This is a genomic window from Comamonas sp. FG99, from assembly GCF_057808605.1.
Genome location: NZ_JBMDII010000067.1, coordinates 1 through 13949 on the forward strand (window position 1 = coordinate 1; position 13949 = coordinate 13949).

A 13949-nucleotide genomic window follows, 5' to 3' on the forward strand; every position below is an offset into this window, starting at 1 on the left:
GCGGTGAGCGCCAGCGCGCCAGCCCGCTGGCGCGCCGCCTGGCGGCCCAGCGGGGCCTGGATCTATCCCGGCTGCAGGGCAGCGGCCCCGGGGGCCGCATCGTCAAGATCGACGTGGAGCGCGCCCAGGCCGTGGCACCGGCTCCCGCGCCGCCGGTACCGCTCGCCACCGCGGCAGGCCCTGGCGCCAGCGCCTTCACCGAGCTGCCGCACTCCAGCATGCGCCGCACCATCGCCCGGCGCCTGGCCGAGAGCAAGTCCACCATTCCGCACTTCTACCTTACGTTGGAATGCCGCATGGAGCGCCTGCTGGCGCTGCGCGCCGAGATCAATGCGGCGGCCAGCCGCAAGATTTCGGTGAATGACTGCATCGTGCGCGCGGTGGCCGTGGCGCTGCGCGAGGTGCCGCAGGCCAACGTGGGCTGGACCGAGGCGGCCATGCGCCAGTATGCGCAGGCCGACGTGGCCGTGGCCGTGTCCACCGACACCGGGCTGATCACCCCCATCGTGCGCGCGGCCGAGCGCAAGCCGCTGTCGCAGATCAGCGCCGAGATCGCCGACCTGGCCGCGCGTGCCCGCGCCGGCCAGCTGCGCCCGGATGAATACCAGGGCGGCTCGTTCAGCGTGAGCAATCTGGGGATGTTCGGGGTGGGTGCGTTCTCGGCCATCATCAACCCGCCGCAGGCCGCCATCCTGGCCGTAGGGGCGACGCAGCAAAAGCCGGTGGTGGAAAACGGCGAACTCACGGTGGGCGCCATCATGGCCTGCACGCTCTCGGTGGACCATCGCGCCATCGACGGCGCGCTGGCCGCGCAGTGGCTGGCCGCGTTTCAGCATGCCATCGAGGCGCCGCTGTCCATGCTGATTTGAAAGGCGCACCATGTCTGAGCAAACCTTTGATCTGCTGGTCGTTGGCGGCGGGCCGGGCGGCTACGTGGCGGCGATCCGTGCCGCGCAACTGGGAATGAAGGCCGCGCTGGTGGAAAAAGCCCAGCTCGGCGGCGTCTGCCTGAACTGGGGCTGCATTCCCACCAAGGCGCTGCTGCGCTCGGCCGACGTGCTGCGCCTGGTGCGCGGCGCGGCCGCGTTTGGCGTGAAGGCACGGCCGCCGGAGGCCGACCTGCCCGCCATGGTGGCGCGTTCGCGCGCCGTGGCCGCGCAGCTCAACAAGGGAGTCGCCGGCCTGCTGAAGAAGAACGGCGTACAGGTCTTCGCCGGCCACGCGCGCCTGCAGGGCGGCGGCGCTGTGGCCGTGACCGGCGAGGGGGGGGCTATCCAGGCGCTGCGTGCCGCGCACATCGTGCTGGCCACGGGCGCGCGGGCGCGCCAGCTGCCGCAACTGCCGGCCGATGGCCAGAGCGTGTGGACCTACCGCGAGGCGCTCACGCCGCCCGCCGTGCCCAAGCGCCTGCTGATCGTGGGCGCCGGGGCCATAGGCATCGAGTTCGCCAGCTTTTACCGCGCGGTGGGCGCCGAAGTCACCGTGGTGGAGATGGCGCCGCGCATATTGCCGCTGGAGGACGAGGATATTTCCGCCCAGGTGGCCGCCAGCCTGCAAAAGGATGGCATCCGGCTGCATACCGGGGTGGCGCTGGAGCAGGCCACGCACATGGACGGTGGCTGGCAGCTCGCGCTGCGTCCGCAGGGTGGCGCCAGCGCGCTGCAACTGCAGGCCGACGTGGTGCTGGTGGCCGCCGGCATCGTTGGCAACGTGGAAGACCTGGGCCTGGAGAACACCCGCGTGCAGGTGGACAAGACCCACATCGTCACCGATGCGCAATGCCGCACGGCGGAGCCCGGTGTCTACGCCATCGGCGACCTGGCCGGGCCGCCCTGGCTGGCCCACAAGGCCAGCCATGAGGGCGTGCTGTGCGTGGAGCACATCGCCGGCCTGCACCCGCACGCGCTGGAGCCGCGCCGCGTGGCTGCCTGCACCTACAGCCATCCGCAGGTGGCCAGCCTGGGCTGGACCGAAGCGCAGGCCAGGGCGGCGGGGCGCGCGGTCAAGGTGGGCCGGTTCCCGTTCTCTGCCAATGGCAAGGCCATTGCCATGGGCGCCACGCAAGGGTTTGCCAAGGTGGTGTTCGATGCCGCCAGCGGTGAGCTGCTGGGGGCCCACATGGTGGGCGAGGAGGTGACCGAGATGATCCAGGGCTTTGCCATCGCGCAAGGCCTGGAGACCACCGAGGCCGAGCTGATGGACACCATCGTGCCGCACCCCACGATGTCCGAGTCCATGCACGAGGCGGTGCTCGCGGCCTATGGCCGGGCGCTGCATATCTGATCCGGAGATCTCTGATGTACGACTTTCAAGACAAGACACTGCTGCTGAGCGGCGCCAACGGCGGCATCGGCCGCGCCGTGGCCCAGCTTTTCTATGCCCATGGCGCCAACCTGGTGCTCACCGACCTGGACCATGCGGGCCTGGAGTCTTTTGCCCATGGGCTGGGGCCAGATGCGGCCCGGCGCGTGGCCGTGCTGCGCATGGACGCCGCCAACCCCGACGACGCGCAGCGCGCGGTGGACACGGCGCAGGAGCGCTTTGGCGGCATCGACCACCTCGTGCCCTCGGCCGGCCTGTACCTGGCCCAGCCGGTGCAGGAGATGAGCGATGCGCAATGGCGCCAGACGCTGGCCATCAACCTGGACGGGGTGTTCTACCTGACGCGGCGCGCCATCGCGCAGCTGCGCGATGGCAGCGCCATCGTGAACCTGACCTCGATGGCCGGCCATCGCGGCGCGTTCTACAACGCGCACTACAGTGCATCCAAAGGTGGGCTGATGAGCTTCACCCGCTCGCTGGCGCGCGAACTCGGCCCGAAGACACGGGTCAATGCGGTGTCGCCCGGTGTCATCGCCACGCCGATGACCGGCGAGCTGATCGCCCGCCGCGGCCAGGAGTCGGTCGAGCAGACGCCGCTCAGGCGCCTGGGCCAGCCCGGCGAGATCGCCAGCGTGATCGGCTTTCTGTGCAGCAGCGCGGCCAGCTTCATCACCGGCGAGGTCATCCACGTCAACGGCGGCCTCTATATCGCAGGCTGAAGGAGTCAACGACATGCTGAATTTGCAAGATGCTTCGCTGCTGCGCACGCAGTGCCTGATCGACGGCCAGTGGGTGGGCGCGGTGGGTGCCGGGCAGAGCATCGCCGTCACCAACCCGGCCACGGGCGCGCATATCGCCACCGTGCCGCGCTTCGGCGCCGCGCAGGCGCGCCAGGCCATCGAGGCGGCGAACCGCGCCTGGCCCGCCTGGCGTGCGCGCACCGCCAAGGAGCGCGCCGCGCTGCTGCGCCGCTGGCACGAGCTGATCCTGGCGAACCAGGAGGATCTGGCCCGCATCATGACCACGGAGCAGGGCAAGCCCCTGACAGAGGCGCGCGGCGAGATCGCCTACGCCGCTTCTTTCGTCGAATGGTTCTCGGAGGAGGGCAAGCGGGTCTATGGCGACACCATTCCCGCGCCCGCGGCCAGCCAGCGCATCGTCGTCACCAAGGAGCCGATCGGCGTATGCGCGGCCATCACGCCATGGAACTTCCCGGCCGCGATGATCACGCGCAAGGCCGGCCCGGCATTGGCGGCGGGCTGCACCATGGTGGTCAAGCCGGCCTCGCAGACGCCCCTCACCGCGCTGGCGCTGGCCGCGCTGGCCGAGCGCGCCGGCATTCCGGCGGGCGTGCTGTCGGTGGTGACCGGGGCGGCTGGCGAGATCGGTACCGAGCTGGCCACGAACCCGCTGGTGCGCAAGCTCAGCTTCACCGGCTCGACCGAGGTCGGCCGCATGCTCATGCAGCAAAGCGCGGCCACCATCAAGAAAGTCTCGATGGAGCTGGGCGGCAACGCGCCCTTCATCGTGTTCGAGGATGCCGACCTCGACGCCGCCGTGGAAGGTGCCCTGGTCTCCAAGTACCGCAACGCGGGCCAGACCTGCGTGTGCGCCAACCGCCTGTATGTACATGCCAAGGTGTATGACGCGTTCGCGAAAAAGCTGGTGGCTGCCGTACAAGCCATGCGGGTGGGTGATGGCCTGCAGGATGGCGTGCCTGAGCGTGTGCATGTGGGCCCGCTGATCGACGCCAAGGCCGTGGCCAAGGTGCAGGAGCACATCGCCGACGCCGTGGCCAAGGGGGCGCGCGTGCTTGCGGGCGGCAAGCCGCATGCGCTGGGGCAGTCGTTCTTCGAGCCCACCGTGCTGGCGGACGTGACGCAGGACATGGCCGTGGCCCGGGAGGAAACCTTCGGCCCACTGGCTCCATTGTTCCGTTTTGAGACCGAGGACGAGGTGGTGGCCATGGCCAACGACACCGAGTTCGGCCTGGCCAGCTACTTCTACGCGCGCGACCTGGGCCGCGTCTGGCGCGTGGCCGAGCGGCTGGAGTACGGCATGGTGGGCGTGAACACCGGGCTCATCTCCAACGAGGTGGCACCGTTTGGCGGCGTCAAGCAGTCGGGCGTGGGGCGCGAGGGCTCGCGCTACGGCATCGAGGACTACCTGGTCATCAAGTACATCAACATGGCGGGGGTTTGATGCAGATCGACGGCAATACCCGGGTCGTGGGTATCGTGGCCGACCCCATCGCCCATGTGCGCACGCCCCAGTTGTTCAACGCCGCAGCCGCCCGGCAAGGGTTGAATGCCGTGTGCGTGCCGATGCATGCGGCACCCGCGCAGCTGCCGCAGCTGCTGGCGGGGCTGGCCGCCTGCCGGAACCTGGCCGGCCTGGTCGTCACCATTCCGCACAAGGAGGCCGTGGTCGAGCTGTGCGGCGAGCTGAGCGCTGCGGCGCGCCTGGTGGGCGCCGCCAACACCTTGCGCTGGGATGCCGCCCAGGGCCATTGGGTGGGCGGCAACCTCGATGGCGATGGCTTTGTCGCCGGGCTGAAGGCGTGCGGCCACTGCCTGGCGGGGCGGCGCGTGCTGCTGCTGGGGGCAGGCGGCGCGGGCAAGGCGATTGCCTATGCCGTGGGGCGCGAGCAGCCGGCCGAACTGGTGCTGAGCAATCGCAGCGCCGCGCGGGCCGAAGAGGCGGTGCGGCGCCTGGCCCCGGCGCTGCCGGGAGTGGCCATGCGCACCGGTGCGGCTGACGCCGCGGGGTTCGACGTGGTCATCAATGCCACCGCCCTGGGCCTGCACGACGGCGAACCGGCGCCGCTGCCGCTCGATACCCTGCGGCCCGGCATGCTGGTGTGCGAGGCGGTGATGCGCGATACCGCCTTGCTCGCCGCTGCGCGCGCGTGCGGTGCCAGCGCCCATCCGGGGCAGCACATGCTTTATGGGCAGATCGTGGAGATCGCGCGCTTCTTCGGCCTGATGATCGAGCCGCGGCATGTGCCCAGGCCGCTTGGCTGAGGCGCGCTAGTACTCGCCGCGCAGCAGCACCACATTGCTTTCGGGATAGGCCACGCAGGGCAGCACGCAGCCGGCTTCGAAGTCTTCGGGGCTCAGGCCGGGCCATTCGATCTCGTAGCGCACCGTGCCCGACTTGAGGCGGCCCACGCAGGTGCGGCAGGTGCCGTTGCGGCAGGAGCTGGGCCAGTCGACGCCGCCTTCTTCCAGCGACTGCAGCAGCGGCTGGTCGGCCCAGGCGTCCACCTGGATGTCTTCCTGGTCGAGCTGGGCATTGAAGAGCGTGGGCGTGATGGACATGGCTGCTGAGAAATTGGGCAAACCGACATGTTAGCCCTAAAAACATGGGCTTACAGGGTTTGTACTAGGAAATTCGGGACTTATCCACATGGTTGTCCCAGGATTTTCTGGATAAATCCGGCTCGCAAACACGCTCTAGCATGATCTGGCCGGCCGTGGCTGCCGGGCATAAGCATATGCTGTAGAGTGCGCGGGATGAATGAGGAGGCCAGTGCGCGCCGTCGCGGCACATGCTAGGGTGTGTCCTCAATCAATCCCCCGGCGCGAAAGCCCTGCGGGCGGTGCAGTGCAAGGCGCCCTGAGCGCGATGTAGCCCGGCTACATGAGCGAAGGGCAACGCCGCAATGCGCCGCCCGCAGGGCTTTCCCTTCGGGCTGGCGCGGCCATGCGGCGTCTGCTTTGGCGCGCGGCTGGCCCATAGATGGCTATGGGCTGCGCCACGCTTCGCGCATCCATCCGCATGGCCGCGCCAGCGCGCGGAGGATTGATTGAGGACACACCCTAGTCGCCCCCAATTCGAAAATGGAACACCATAGATGAACCACATCTCTGCGCGCATTCAAGCAATCGCCGCCTCGCGTCTGCAAGGTATCAGCCGCGGCATTGAAAAAGAGGGGCTGCGGGTCACGCAGCAGGGGCAGCTGGCACTTACTCCGCATCCGGCCGCGCTGGGCTCGGCGCTTACGCATGGCTGCATTACCACCGACTTCAGCGAGTCGCAGATCGAGATCATCACCGGTGTGCACCGGGGCGTGGAGGATTGCCTGGCCGAGCTGGCCGAGATCCACCAGTTCACCTACCGCGTGCTGCAAGGCGGCGGCGAGACGCTGTGGGATACCAGCATGCCCTGCTGCCTGCCGTCGGACGAAACGATTCCGCTGGGGCGCTACGGGCTGTCCAACATCGGCCGCTCCAAGAGCGTGTACCGCATGGGGCTGGGTCACCGCTACGGCCGGCGCATGCAGACGATCTCGGGCATCCACTACAACTGGTCGATGCCGGGCATCAGCAGCGGCGAGTACTTCGGGCTGATCCGCAACTTCCGCCGCCATGCCTTCGTGCTGCTGTACCTGTTTGGCGCCTCGCCGGTGCTGTGTCCGTGCTTCGTCAAGGGGCGCGAGCACAGCCTGCAGCCGCTGGGCGAGAGCGGGCAGGCGGTCCACCTGCCGCACGCGACCTCGCTGCGCATGGGGCGGCTGGGATACCAAAGCGATGCGCAGGCCTCGCTCAACGTGAGCTACAACCACCTGCAGGGCTATGCGGATTCGCTGTACGAGGCCTTGAACCGGCCGTACCCGGCCTATGAAAAGATCGGCGTCATCAACCCCGGCGGCGAGTACAACCAGCTCGGCACCAGCCTGCTGCAGATCGAGAACGAGTTCTACGGCACCATCCGCCCCAAGCGCACGGTGCGCCGCGGCGAGCGCCCGCTGCATGCGTTGCGCGAGCGCGGCGTGGAGTATGTGGAGGTGCGGCTGATGGACATCGATCCGTTCGAGACCATGGGCATCGCGCCCGCCACCATGCGCCTGCTCGATGTGTTCCTGCTGCACTGCCTGCTGGCCGACAGCCCGCCGGACACGCCGGCCGAGATCACCGAGATGAAGCACAACCAGCACCAGACGGCCGAGCGCGGCCGCGAGCGCGGCGTGCAGCTGATGCGCAACGGCCAGCCGGTGTTGCTGATCGACTGGGCGGCCGAGGTGCTGCACGATTGTGGCGCCATCGCCCGCGCGCTCGACGCGGCCAATGGCACGCAGGCCTATGGCGCCGCATTGCAGGCGGCGCAGCAGCTGCTGCAGGCGCCCGAGCTGACGCCTTCGGCGCGGGTGCTCAATGCGGTGCGCCAGCACGGCGACAACTTCGTGGCCTTTGCGCTGGAGCAGTCGAACCTGGCCCGCGACGCCACGCTGGCCCGGCCCTGGACGGATGCGCAGCAGACCCGCTATGCCGAGCTGGCGGCCCAGTCGCTGCAGGCGCAGCAGGCGCTGGAGGCCGCGGACACCATGGGCTTCGAGGAGTGGCGGCAGTACTATATGTCGCCCGAGAGATTGGGCTGATTGCTTCAGGGCGCCATGGATAATTGACCGATGCCCTTCATCGATACCGACAAGCGCTGGCGCTCGCTGCGGCGCGGACTGCTGAACCACTATGTGCTCAGCGGCGTGGAAGCCGCGCTGGGCCTGTTCCTGGTATCCACCATCGTGCATTTGATCTGGGGCGGGGCGGCCTCGGCTTCTGCCGCGGTGGGGGCGATCGTCTCCATCGTGCCGGATGCGCCGGCGCCGCGGCGCGGCAAGTTCTGGCGCATGCTGCCGGCGCCGCTGCTTGGCGCGCCGCTGTATTTTGCGGTCGAGCTGCTGCACCCCAATCCCTGGGCGCTTGGGCCGGCGGTGGTGGCCTTCACCTTTCTGGCCTTCCTGGCCATGGCCTGGGGCAAGCGCGGTGCGCCCATCGCGATGGCGCTGGTGTTCGCCATGGTGTTCGCCATGGCCACGCCGGTGGTGCCGCACGAGTCGGAGCTGCATGCGGCGCTGCTGTCGGCCGAGTTCTTCGCGCTCGGCGCGGCCATCTACCTGCCCTATGCGGTTGCCATGAATGCGCTGCTGAACCACCGCTACCGCCTGCAGTTCATTGCCGATACCTTGCTGTCGCTGGCGGCGCTGATGCTGGAGCAGGCACGGCTGGTGCTGCCCGAGTCGGCCCGTGCCAGCGGGCTGGACCGCGAGGATGTGGAGGGCGAGGCCTTCGGCCATGCCCGCGCCGATGCCTCGCGGCCCCTGCGCGGCTGGTCGCGCCAGTCGCTGCACATGGGCCGGCTCTTGGCGCGGCATGCGAGCTTTGGCGACCAGCTGCAGGCAGCGCGCGACATCGTCTTCGAAAGCCCCCGTACCGCGCGGCGCCAGCGCCTGGCCGGCATGCTGATCCAGATGCTGGAGGTGCGCGATCACCTGCTGGCCTGCGAGCTCGACCTGGAGCAGCTGCGCAAGCTGCCGCAGTACGAGGCGGCGCTGCAGGCGCAGCAGGCGGTGCTGCGCGCGCTGTCGATTGAGGTGGCGGCGCTGGCCGATGCGCTGCTGTGGATGAAAAAGCCCGCGCCCATGGCCGACCTGGCGGCGCTGCTGGCGCCGCTGCGCCAGCAGCTGCCGCGCCAGGATGCGCCGCAGGAGGCGCGGCGCATGGAAGAGTCGGTGCCGGCGGGCGCGGTGCTCGATTTGTCGCCCGACTCGCTGTCGCGCGGCATCAACCAGCGCATGCTGCGCATCCACGACGAGGTGCGCTACCTGGTGCAGCTGGCGCGCGACGAGGCCGAGCCCGACGTGGCGGTGGTGCGCGCCAGCTGGCAGATGTTCGTCAGCCCCACGACCTGGTCGTGGGCGCCGTTCAAGGGCCTGCTGAGCTGGGATGCGCCGCCGCTGCGGCATGCGATCCGCGCCGCGCTGGCGATTGCCGCGGGCTACCTCGTGGCCCAGCTGCTGCCCTGGAAGGCCCATGCCTACTGGGTGCTGTTGACCATCATCGTGGTGCTGCGCGGCAGCCTGTCGCAGACGCTGGAGCGGCGCAACAACCGCGTGCTGGGCACGCTGCTGGGCTGTTTGCTGAGCCTGGCCATCCTGTCCACGCACCCGTCGCCGGCGGCGCTGATCCTGTGCCTGTCGGCGGCGCAGGCGGTGGCGCACGGCTTTGCGCTCAGGCGCTACCTGTACGCGGCCATCGGCGCCACGGTGCTGGGCCTGGTGCAGGCCCATACGCTGAATGCGCATGGCAGCATGTCGTTCGACATGCTGGAGCGCATGGTCGATACGTTGATCGGCACCGTCATCGCCTGGGCGTTTGCCTATGTGCTGCCGTCGTGGGAGCGCAACCAGCTGCCCGCATTGGTGCAGCGGGTGCTGAAGGCGCAGGCCGCGCATGTGAAGGCATCGCTCATGCCCAGCCAGCTGCAGGCGGTGGACAACGCGCCCGAGCTGGCCTGGCGGCTGGCCCGCCGCGAGGCCTACGACAGCCTGTCGGCGCTGGTGCAGGCTGCCAACCGCTCGCTGCTGGAGCCGCGCGCGGTGCGGCCGCCGCTGCACCAGCTGGAGCAGTTCCAGGCGCATTGCTACCAGATGCTGGGGCAGATGTCGTCGGTGAAGATCCTGATGATGATGCGCCGCGGCAAGACGCCTGCGCCCTTCGTGGTGCAGCAGCTGCAGCTCAGCGCCCAGGCCATAGAGCACAGCCTGCTGGCGCCGCTGCAGCCGCAGGGCGGCGAAGCAGCCGGGCAGGCCCGGGGCGGCGATGCGGCGCAGCGGCCGGCCAACGTGGTCGAGCCCCTGCCCGACAGCGGCGAGCGCGACCTGCTGCCCTGGCTGGTGCGCCGGCTGGCGGCGGCGCAGGACATCGCCCAGCGCATGCATGCGAATGCGGTGCGCATCACCCAGGCGCTGCAGCGCCAGCAGTAGACGCCGCCAGGGGCTATGCCTTGCCCTGGCCCTCCAGGCTGCCGAGCCGGCTGCGCACGCCCTGGATATGGCTGCGCAGCGCATACAGCTCGTCGGCGTAGGACAGCGGCACGCTCACGCCTTCCACGCGCTGGGCCAGCTGGTCGAGCTCGGCGCGCAGCTGCGCATGGTCGGCGCCGCCTTGCTCCATCTCGTGCTCGATGGCGCGCAGGCGCCCGTACCAGCGGAACACGCGCGAGCGCACGCGGAACTGGTACAGCGGCGGCACGATGCGCGACAGCGGCAGCAAAAAGGCGATCATCACGCCCAGCACCAGCCCCATGCGCTCGATCAGGTTGGCCAGCCAGAACGGCAGGTAGCGCTGCAGCCAGGGCGTGGGCTCGTTGATCGCGCGCACGCCTTCGCTGGCCACCGGCAGCTCGCTGCTCTTGGTGTTGGGAAAATCGCGCGCCCGGTTGAACCAGCCGGCGCTGCTGTGGATGTTCTGCGAGGCCTGCGCGAAGATCTGCTTGAGCGCCGGGTGCACATCCTCGCGCACCAGCAGCGAGGTGGTCGAGGCCACCAGGCGCACGTCGTGCGGCGGGATGTTGGCCGCCAGGTCGACGATGCCGCGCGGCAGCGTCACCGGGGTGAGGAAGTTGAACTTGCGGCTGTAGGCCTCGTGCTGCGGAAAATCCATCAGCTGCACGCCGGGCGTCTGCAGCAGCATCTGCACCATCAGCGACTCGGGCGCCGAGACCAGCACCAGCATGTCGATGCGCCCGGCGAGAAACTCCACCGTGGCCGGGGTTTCCGACAGGCGCGAGATCTGCACCTCGTGCGGCGACAGGTGGTTGGCGTCGAGCAGCTTCTCCAGCAGCGTGGGCACGCCGCTGCCGTCGGTGCCCACGTTGATGCGCCAGCCCTTGATCTGGCCGAGGCTGGCGATGCGCGGCGTGCCCTGCGTGCCCCGCTTTTGCGCGGCGTCGCTGCGGTAGAACATCCATATGGGCTCGACGAACAGCGCGCCCAGCGAGCTGAGCGATTCCAGGTCGTCGGGCGTGAGCTCGCTTGCGCCGCCCTGCACGAAGGCCAGGTCCACCGCGCCTTCGCGCAGCAGCTTGAGGTTGTCGGACGAGCCTTCGCTGGCCACGAGATCCACCTTGAAGCCATTGGCGGCCAGCGCGGCCTGGTAGCGCTCGCCGAAGGCCGCGTAGGCGCTTTGCGCCGGGCCGGTGCCCAGGCGCACTTCATGGGGCGGCGTGGGCTTGAGCCACCAGTAGGCCAGTATGGGCAGGGCGATGACCAGCAGGGCCAGCGGCCCGGCGGAGAGGATGGCGTCGCGGATGTTCAGCAGGGCGACGGTGATGGTCTGGCGGATGGCGTAGGCGCGGCGCATGGGTGGCAGGGGGGCTGGGGCTGGAGATCAACGGGCAAGGAGCTCGGATGCGCAGGGCAGGGTGAGCGCGTGCGGCGCATCGAGCCTGATGCCGCGCGCGGCCCATACCGCCTGCAGCGTGGCCTGGGCCACCGCCTCGGCCGCCATGGTGGCGAGCACCGCCATGCCCGGCCTGGCCGACATGTGGCCCGGCTCGGCCAGGCCGGTGCCCAGGCAGAACAGCGTGTCGCCGTCCGACAGGGTGTGCACCGGGTTGATGGTGCGCGCCAGCCCGTCGTGGCCCACCGTGGCCAGCCGGTGCGCCTGGGCCTTGGTGATGGCGGCGTCGGTGGCGATCACGCCGATGGTGGTGTTGGTGCCCTGGATGATTGAGGTGATGGTCTCGCCCGCGAGCAGCGCGCGCCGGCTGTCGAGCAGGGCACGGCCGTCGGCGCTGCGGGCGCCGGCCACCGGCCGGCCGGTGGCCGGGTCGACCACGTCGCCCACCGCGTTGCAGGCGATGATCGCGCCCACGGTGACGCCATCCACGCTGCACGAGGCCGTGCCTATGCCGCCCTTCATCGCGCGTGCCATGCCGAACAGCTTGCCCACCGCGGCGCCGGTGCCGGCGCCCACATTGCCCTGGGCCGGCTCGGCGCGGCTGGCGGCTTGGCAGGCGGCGTAGCCGGCAGCCGCATCGGGGCGGATGCGCATGTCGCCCACCCCCAGGTCGAACAGCACCGCGGCCGGCACCAGCGGAACGCGGCCCACACCCACGTCGAGCCCCACGCCTTGCTCTTCGAGCCAGCGCATCGCGCCCGAGGCCGCATCCAGCCCCCAGGCGCTGCCGCCGGCGAGCATCACCGCATGCACCTGCTGCACGAAGTTGCTGGGGTGCAGCAGGTCGGTCTCGCGCGTGCCGGGCGGGGCGCCGCGCACGTCCACGCCCGCCACCGCGCCGCCGCGGGCCAGCACGGCGGTGCAGCCGGTGGGGCGGCGGGTGTCGGTATAGTGGCCTACTTCGATGCCGCGAACGCGGGTGATGCTGCCGGCGGGAATGCGTGGTGGGACTGTCATGGCCCGGTATTGTGCGTGGAAAGGAAGAGAAATGCTGGATTTGGAACTGCAACACTTGTACCGCCCCGCGGCGGCCGGCGCGGGCGAGGCCTGGCTGCTGGTGCTGATGCATGGCGTGGGCAGCAACGAGCAGGACTTGTTCGGCCTGGCCGACCTGCTGCCGCCGAATTTCCATGTGCTCAGCCTGCGCGCGCCGATCACGCTGGGGCCGCTCTCGTATGGCTGGTTCCAGTTCGGCCTGCGGCCGGACGGCGGCCGCATCATCGATGAGGCGCAGGAGCAGGCCAGCCGCCAGCTGATCGAGCAGGCCACGGCGGCCGCCGGCGCGCAGCTGCAGGTGCCGGCCGCGCGCACGGTGCTGGGCGGCTTCAGCCAGGGCGGCATCATGGCCTTGTCGTTGCTGCTCACGCGCCCGGCGCTGCTGCGGGCCGCCATGGTCTGGCATGGCCGGCTGCTGCCCGAGATGCTGGCGCAGCAGGCGCCGGCGCAGCAGCTGCAGGGCCACGGCCTGTGGGTGAGCCATGGCACGCACGACGACGTGATCCCGCTGGCCATGGCGCACCGGGTGCGCGAGCATGTGCAGGCCTTGCCGCTGGCGCTGAATTACCGCGAATACCCTTGCCGCCACGAGCTGCACCCGCAGGAGCTGCGCGACAGCGTGCTGTGGCTCAAGTCGCTGTCGGCGTACTGAGCGGCTGGAAATACGCCTGCAGCATGCGGTCGAGCTCCGGCCACTCGGCCTGGAAGTGCGGCCGGTTGACGAAGTAGGCCTCGCAGGCCACGGCGAAGAACTCGCCCGGCGCGGTGGCGCCATAGGCATCGAGCCAGGGCGCAGGCTCGCCAAAGCGCTGGGCCTTGACGACGGCCTCGCGAAAGCGCGCAAAGGCCGGCTGCCAGGTGCCCAGCCAGCGCTGGCGCGCGTCGGCGCCGCTGGCGCTGCCCATGAAGCCGGCGGGCAGCGGCGGGTAGCCGTCGGCATGGCCGTTGCGCATGTCGATCTTGTGCATGAACTCGTGGATCACCACGTTGCTGCCGCGCTCGGTGTGCGCGCCGCTGTCGGCAATGGCCTGCCAGCTCAGCGTGACCGGGCCGCGCTCCATGGCCTCGCCGTCGAGCAGTTGCCGGTGGCGGTGCACGATGCCGTTTTCGTCCAGCGTGTCGCGGGTGGCGACCATGGTGGCCGGGTGCACCACGATGCCGACGAAGTCGTCGTAGTTGCGCAGCGCCGAGCGCGGCTCGCCCCAGTGCAGCAGCGGCAGGCAGGCCTGGGCGGCGATGGTGACCGCCATCGCGTCGCTGACCTTGAGGCCATGCGCGCCATGGAATTGCTTGTGCTGCAGGAACAGGGCGCTGAGCGCGCGCAGCTTGGACTGCTCTTGCAGCGGCAGCGATTGCAGGAAGGGGTAGCCGGGGGGGGGGGGGGGGGGG

General features: G+C 69.9%; 12 protein-coding genes. 8 read left to right on the forward strand and 4 right to left on the reverse strand.

Translation table 11 applies throughout. The features are described from left to right. The 5 genes from ACODRX_RS25230 to ACODRX_RS25250 form a co-directional block, all read left to right on the forward strand. Positions 1–869: 2-oxo acid dehydrogenase subunit E2 (locus tag ACODRX_RS25230; protein WP_488874297.1), on the forward strand; the 869-nt coding region annotated here is incomplete at its 5' end. A 10-nt stretch (positions 870–879) separates the two neighbouring features. Next, positions 880–2283: a dihydrolipoyl dehydrogenase gene (gene lpdA / locus ACODRX_RS25235; RefSeq protein ID WP_488874298.1), complete on the forward strand. Its 1404-nt coding sequence runs from the start codon at positions 880–882 to the stop codon at positions 2281–2283. Between the two features lie 14 nt (positions 2284–2297). Then, positions 2298–3041 carry an SDR family NAD(P)-dependent oxidoreductase gene (locus ACODRX_RS25240; RefSeq protein WP_488874299.1) on the forward strand — a complete coding sequence of 248 codons (744 nt, stop codon included), beginning with the start codon at positions 2298–2300 and terminating at the stop codon, positions 3039–3041. Positions 3042–3054: 13 nt separating this feature from the next. Next, positions 3055–4524 (forward strand): NADP-dependent succinate-semialdehyde dehydrogenase, encoded by a 1470-nt coding sequence (gabD, locus tag ACODRX_RS25245; protein WP_488874300.1) that lies wholly within the window; start codon positions 3055–3057, stop codon positions 4522–4524. Continuing rightward, positions 4524–5345, forward strand: a complete 822-nt coding sequence (locus tag ACODRX_RS25250; RefSeq protein WP_488874301.1) for a shikimate dehydrogenase family protein — start codon at positions 4524–4526, stop codon at positions 5343–5345. Before gabD ends, ACODRX_RS25250 begins: the two co-directional genes overlap by 1 nt. A 6-nt stretch (positions 5346–5351) precedes the next feature. Here ACODRX_RS25250 and ACODRX_RS25255 read toward each other — a convergent pair whose 3' ends face one another. Beyond that, on the reverse strand, positions 5352–5642 hold the full coding sequence (locus tag ACODRX_RS25255) for a 2Fe-2S iron-sulfur cluster-binding protein (RefSeq protein ID WP_488874302.1): 291 nt from the start codon (positions 5640–5642) through the stop codon (positions 5352–5354). 536 nt (positions 5643–6178) lie between these two features. Here ACODRX_RS25255 and gshA point away from each other — a divergent pair. Together gshA and ACODRX_RS25265 are read left to right on the forward strand one after the other, a co-directional pair. Further along, positions 6179–7702, forward strand: coding sequence for a glutamate--cysteine ligase (gene gshA / locus ACODRX_RS25260; protein WP_488874303.1), 1524 nt, complete (start codon positions 6179–6181; stop codon positions 7700–7702). Between the two features lie 30 nt (positions 7703–7732). Beyond that, positions 7733–10087, forward strand: coding sequence for an FUSC family protein (locus ACODRX_RS25265; RefSeq protein WP_488874304.1), 2355 nt, complete (start codon positions 7733–7735; stop codon positions 10085–10087). A 13-nt stretch (positions 10088–10100) separates the two neighbouring features. On the opposite strand, the gene ACODRX_RS25270 is transcribed toward ACODRX_RS25265, so the two are convergent. Continuing rightward, positions 10101–11465, reverse strand: a complete 1365-nt coding sequence (locus tag ACODRX_RS25270) for a TAXI family TRAP transporter solute-binding subunit (RefSeq protein WP_488874305.1) — start codon at positions 11463–11465, stop codon at positions 10101–10103. A 27-nt stretch (positions 11466–11492) separates the two neighbouring features. Next, a complete protein-coding gene (locus ACODRX_RS25275) occupies positions 11493–12521 on the reverse strand; it encodes a P1 family peptidase (protein WP_488874306.1) in 1029 nt (342 codons plus the stop codon). Positions 12522–12552: 31 nt separating this feature from the next. Here ACODRX_RS25275 and ACODRX_RS25280 point away from each other — a divergent pair, with 31 nt between their 5' ends. Beyond that, positions 12553–13212 (forward strand): alpha/beta hydrolase, encoded by a 660-nt coding sequence (locus ACODRX_RS25280; protein ID WP_488874307.1) that lies wholly within the window; start codon positions 12553–12555, stop codon positions 13210–13212. On the opposite strand, the gene ACODRX_RS25285 is transcribed toward ACODRX_RS25280, so the two are convergent. After that, a partial coding sequence (locus ACODRX_RS25285) for a M90 family metallopeptidase (RefSeq protein ID WP_488874308.1) occupies positions 13190–13949 on the reverse strand: 760 nt, incomplete at its 5' end. The two genes, ACODRX_RS25280 and ACODRX_RS25285, sit on opposite strands and share 23 nt — an antisense overlap.